General features: G+C 64.7%; 2 protein-coding genes. Both read left to right on the plus strand.

The annotated features are described in order from the left end of the window. Positions 1 to 17: 17 nt before the first annotated feature. A complete protein-coding gene (locus IM725_RS19955) occupies positions 18 to 395 on the plus strand; it encodes an Mth938-like domain-containing protein (RefSeq protein ID WP_193782388.1) in 378 nt (125 codons plus the stop codon). Positions 396 to 499: 104 nt separating this feature from the next. Next, the gene (locus IM725_RS19960; protein ID WP_193782389.1) at positions 500 to 976 is read left to right on the plus strand and encodes a peroxiredoxin; all 477 of its coding nucleotides are present in this window, start codon (positions 500 to 502) and stop codon (positions 974 to 976) included. Positions 977 to 1,157 lie beyond the last annotated feature (181 nt).

A 1,157-nucleotide genomic window follows, 5' to 3' on the forward strand; every position in this document is an offset into this window, starting at 1 on the left:
CCGCCACCCTCCACGCCATGAAGCTGCAGCCCGACCGGTTCGACGTCCAGGCCATCACCGGCTACGGCCCGGGCTGGGTCGGGGTCAACGGCGAGCGCGTCACCGGCAGCGTGATCATCGCCTCCAGCGGCGAGCGCCTGCCCTGGCCGGTGCAGCGCTTCGAGGACCTGGGCCCCGACGCCTTCCAGACCCTGGCCGGGCTGGACATCGAGGTCGCGCTCTTCGGCAGCGGGCAACGCATCCGCTTCCCCCGGCCGGCCTGGCTGGCGCCCCTGCTGGAGCGGCGGATCGGCCTGGAAACCATGGACACGGCGGCCGCCTGCCGCACCTACAACATCCTCGCCCAGGAAGGCCGCCGCGTGGCGGTCGCTCTGCTGCTCGAGCCCGCCGCCTGAGAGGCCCCGCCGGCAGGTAGGTTTCGGGGTAAAATCGGGGGTTGCGGGCGTCTCACGTGGCGCCTGACAACAACGAGCATTCCTGTCACACGAGAAACAAATCCATGGCGATCGTTGTCAACAAACTCATCCCCGAATTCGAGGCCAACGCCACGGGCGGAATCAAGGTCACCAACACATCCCACATGGGGCAGGTGCTGGTGCTCTACTTCTACCCCAAGGACAACACGCCCGGGTGCACGACCGAAGCCATGCAGTTTCGCGACAAGTACAAGGATTTCGTGAAGGCAGGGGCCACCGTGTTCGGCGTCTCGCGCGACAACATGAAGTCGCACGACGACTTCAAGGCCAAGCTGGAACTGCCCTTCGAGCTCATCGCCGACACCGAAGAGAAGATGTGCCACATGTTCGGCGTGGTCAAGAACAAGATCATGTACGGCAAGAAGGTCAAGGGCATCGAGCGCAGCACCTTCCTCATCGGCGCCGACGGTATCCTCAAGCAGGAGTGGCGCGGCCTGAAGGTCCCCGGCCACGTGGACGAAGTGCTCAAGGCGGTGAAGCTGCTCAAGAAAGCGGCTTGACGTTTTGTAGCAACAGGCCCGGGGGCGCGGTTGTGGCGCCACAGGGCTTGTGCATAATGAATTCATGCCGTTGATTCCGGCGCACCGCGCCGAAACCGCAAGCCCGAAACAAGCCGCCCGGCTCGCCTGGCGGCTTTTTCGTTTCTCTGGCTCCTCATCCGGGACCTTCCCCTCCTATGCC

Origin of the sequence: Ramlibacter aquaticus, from assembly GCF_015159745.1 — a bacterium.
Lineage (GTDB): Bacteria > Pseudomonadota > Gammaproteobacteria > Burkholderiales > Burkholderiaceae_C > Ramlibacter > Ramlibacter aquaticus.

Excerpts from the sequence above, each read along its gene's own strand:
- IM725_RS19955 (WP_193782388.1), top strand. The coding sequence starts at position 18 with ATGAAGCTGCAGCCCGACCGGTTCGACGTCCAGGCCATCACCGGCTAC.
- IM725_RS19960 (WP_193782389.1), top strand. The coding sequence starts at position 500 with ATGGCGATCGTTGTCAACAAACTCATCCCCGAATTCGAGGCCAACGCC.